The organism is Sphingomonas aquatilis, from assembly GCF_014196115.1.
In the GTDB taxonomy this organism is placed as follows: domain Bacteria; phylum Pseudomonadota; class Alphaproteobacteria; order Sphingomonadales; family Sphingomonadaceae; genus Sphingomonas; species Sphingomonas aquatilis.
Genome location: NZ_JACIDB010000029.1, coordinates 1 through 2,940, shown reverse-complemented (window position 1 = coordinate 2,940; position 2,940 = coordinate 1). Strand labels below are relative to the sequence as shown.

Below are 2,940 nucleotides of genomic sequence, written 5' to 3'. Positions count from 1 at the left end.
GGGGTCGGCTCCGGCTGAGGGCGAAATGACACTCTAAGCCGAAAGAGCATGGTTGGAGAAAGTGCGAAGCCGTTTCACGCGATGCATGCCTGATTGCAGCAGCGGTTATGAACTATCGGTCTTCCTGTCGCCGCCCCATCGCTGAAGCCGCTGAAGTGAACCAAGCAGCTCGTCAGTTGCTCGATCCCCGCTTGGTTTATGCCCAAGAGCTTTGCTGCCGCTTCGCGTGCAAAAACGTCATCTGGATCATCGTGGAGCATGGTTTTGAGGAAACCCAACGCACGTCGATCGCGGCGACGACCAAGACCAATGATTGCCTCATAGCGAACGTCAGGATCAGCGTCGCAGAGTTGATTCTTTAGCGCGTGTCGGATGGCATCTGAGTCAGCGTCGCTTTGCTGACCAATCCCGAAAGTTGCCCAATTTCGCACCTCGGGATCGCGATCTGTCATCAACGATAGCAGAGTGGTCTGCGCTTCGACGCTATCAACAGCTCCTAATGCAAACGCGACTGCATACCGGATGTTGTCCCAGCTGTGGTGCGCAAAGGGGATGATGTACGGGGCAGCACGTGACCGATCTATATGATGAAGTGCAAAGATGGCATCAAACACCACCTGCTGGTCATCATCCGCGAGCAGGCGGAGGACGGCCGCAAAGCACTGATCAGGAAATGTACGATCTGAAATGCCGATCTGCCCGAGAATGTCGGCAGCCCGTCCGCGTTCTTTAGGATCACGTGAGCAGGCCAGGGCAAGTGCCCGGTCCAGCACATCCTTCGATCCGCGCCAATGTAGTGCAGCCACAGCGTCCCATGCTGCATCATTGTCACCTTCAAATGCAGCATTGAATAGCTCGGGTATGGAGCGATTATCGTCTGCCGGGCTGGTCATGCTATTACCTCGATCTCGGGAGACCTGTCCGCCTTCGACCGCCCAACGATCGCGGTGACGGTGTTCTTGCTGAGGCCGAGGTCGCGCGCGATCCAGCGATAGCTGCGCCCCTCGGCGACGAGCGCCAGCACCCTGGGGGCGAGCCGGTCGGACTTGGGGCGGTCGCCGGTCTGCCGCCCGAGCTTGCGGCCGCGCGCGCGAGCTGCGGCGAGGCCGGAGCGAACCCGTTCGCTCAGCATGTCGCGCTCGAACTGCGCGATGCCGGCAAGCATCGTCGCCATCATCCGCCCGTGCGGGGTGTCGACCTCGAACGTCATGCCGCTCATGGCGACGACCGACACCCGCCAACCCGACAGCCGGTTGAGCGTATCGAGCAGGTCCTGCGTCGAGCGCCCCCAGCGGCTGAGTTCGGTGACGAGGATCGCATCGATGTGCCGCGCCTGCGCCAGCTTCATCACCTCAGTGCGCGCCGAGCGGTTGGCCTTCATGCCCGAGGCAGTTTCGCGAAACACCTCGACCACCTCATAACCGCCGCGTTCGGCGAAACCGGCAAGGTCGCGCAACTGCCGCTCGCACGACTGGTCGGCGGTCGAGACCCGGGCGTAGATGGCAGCGCGTTGTCCCAATTGAACCTTCCCGAAATCCGGCCCCGAAAACCCTTGATTTGCGTGGAGTCAGTGTTGTCCAAAACAGACTTCTGTTCAATCGGGACACTGTGCCATGCCGCGCCGCCATATCCTGAGCGCCCGGCAGCGGTCGGTGCTGCTCGACCTGCCGACCGACGAGGCATCGCTGCTGCGGCACTACATCCTGGCCGACGACGACCTGGTCCATATCGACCGGCGACGCCGGCCGGAGAACAGGATCGGCTTCGCGCTGCAACTGTGTGCGCTGCGTTATCCCGGCCGGATGTTGGTACCGGGTGAGGTCATCCCGCTGGCGGTGTCGGCCTTCCTCGGCGCCCAGCTCGGCATCACCGGCGACACGCTCGCCCGCTATGCCGTCCGCCGACAGACCCGCCAGCAGCACATGGAGGTGTTGCGACGGACCTACGGCTACAGATCGTTCCCCGGTCAGGGCGCACCGGCACGCGCGTTTCGCGACTGGCTGCTTGGCCAAGCCGAACAGGCGCGCTCGAATGACGATCTCGCCCGGCGCTTCATCGCCCGCTGCCGCGACACCATGACCATCCTGCCGGCGATCACCACCATCGAGCGACTGTGCGCCGACGCGCTGGTCGCGACCGAGCGCAATATCGAGAAGCGGATTGCCGCGCGCCTCGATCGCGTCGCCTGCACCCGGCTCGATCGGTTGACGACCGAGATGCTGCCAGGCGCGATCAGCCGCTTCATCTGGCTGCGCCGGATCGAGCCGGGCAACAATTCCGCCGCGGCGAACCGGCTGCTCGACCGGTTGGAGTTTCTCCGCGCGATGAACCTCGGCGCTGACCTGCTCGCTGGCGTCCCGCCGCACCGCGTCGCCCGGCTGCGCCGGCAGGGCGAACGCTATTTCGCCGATGGCCTGCGCGATCTGAACGCCGACCGGCGCCGCGCCATCCTCGCGGTCTGCGTCGTCGAATGGGCTGCCGCGACCGCCGATGCGGTGATCGAGACGCATGACCGCATCGTCGGCCGAACCTGGCGCGAGGCGAAGCAACTCCACGATGCCCGCACCGCGGAAACCAGAAGCGCGGTCACCGCGACGCTGGACGGGTTCGCCGCGATCGGCCGGTCGTTGCTGGACGCACATGGTTATGGTGCGTCGCTGGAGGATGCGGTCGCGCGCGTGGCGGGCTGGGACCGGCTCGACTACCTTGTCGCGACAGCCACGACGCTGACCGACACGCTGAGCGACGATCCGCTGGCGCATGTCGATCAGGGATATCACCGCTTCCGCCGCTATGCGCCGCGCATGCTACGCTGCCTTGACCTCGCAGCCGCACCGGTCGCCCGCCCCCTGCTCGACGCGGTGAAGGCCATCGCCGCCAAAGGCGAACTGCCGGTGACCGACGATTTCCTGCGCCCGCATTCCAAGTGGCGGCGTCAGT

General features: G+C 64.5%; 3 protein-coding genes. 1 reads left to right on the top strand and 2 read right to left on the bottom strand.

The features are described 5' to 3' along the window. Positions 1–74: 74 nt before the first annotated feature. On the bottom strand, positions 75–893 hold the full coding sequence (locus GGR47_RS18965) for a HEAT repeat domain-containing protein (protein ID WP_147037439.1): 819 nt from the start codon (positions 891–893) through the stop codon (positions 75–77). Then, entirely contained in the window at positions 890–1,519 is a 630-nt protein-coding gene (locus tag GGR47_RS18960; protein ID WP_147037438.1) for a recombinase family protein, read from the bottom strand. The genes GGR47_RS18965 and GGR47_RS18960 overlap by 4 nt, the downstream gene beginning before the upstream one ends. Positions 1,520–1,613: 94 nt before the next feature. Here GGR47_RS18960 and GGR47_RS18955 point away from each other — a divergent pair. After that, on the top strand, positions 1,614–2,940 hold a 1,327-nt coding region (locus GGR47_RS18955; protein WP_147037437.1), incomplete at its 3' end, for a DUF4158 domain-containing protein.